Genomic DNA, 710 nt, shown 5'->3' on the forward strand with positions numbered 1-710 from the left:
GACCCCGGAAGAGCGGCTGCTGCGCGCGATCTTCGGTGAGAAGGCCCGCGAAGTCCGTGACACCTCGCTGAAGGTGCCCCACGGTGAGTCGGGCAAGGTGATCGGTATCCGCGTGTTCTCCCGCGAGGACGATGATGATCTGCCTCCGGGTGTGAACGAGTTGGTCCGGGTGTATGTGGCGCAGAAGCGCAAGATCCAGGACGGTGACAAGCTCGCCGGCCGGCACGGGAACAAGGGTGTGATCGGCAAGATCCTGCCGACCGAGGATATGCCGTTCATGCCGGACGGCACGCCGGTGGACATTATTTTGAACACCCATGGTGTGCCGCGACGGTGACCGACCCGAGTGGGCGCAACGCCTGCCCGCCGAACTGCTCTCGGCGGCGCCGGATACGAATCTGGCGACACCGGCGTTCGACGGGGCACGCGAGGAAGAGCTCGCCGGACTATTGGCCGCCACGCGGCCGAATCGGGACGGCGAGGTCATGGTCGGGGCGGACGGAAAAGCGACCTTGTTCGACGGTCGGTCCGGTGAGCCGTTCCCGTACCCGGTGGCGGTCGGCTACATGTACATCTTGAAGCTGCACCACCTGGTCGACGACAAGATCCACGCCCGGTCGACCGGTCCGTACTCGATGATCACCCAGCAGCCGCTGGGTGGTAAGGCGCAGTTCGGTGGTCAGCGGTTCGGTGAGATGGAGTGCTGGGCC

1 pseudogene is annotated in these 710 nt (G+C 65.4%); it reads left to right on the top strand.

The annotated features are described in order from the left end of the window. Positions 1-710: pseudogene (locus tag IG75_RS36975) on the top strand (DNA-directed RNA polymerase subunit beta); the annotation flags it as partial.

This window comes from Nocardia rhamnosiphila NBRC 108938 (assembly GCF_000720425.1).
GTDB lineage: Bacteria > Actinomycetota > Actinomycetes > Mycobacteriales > Mycobacteriaceae > Nocardia > Nocardia rhamnosiphila.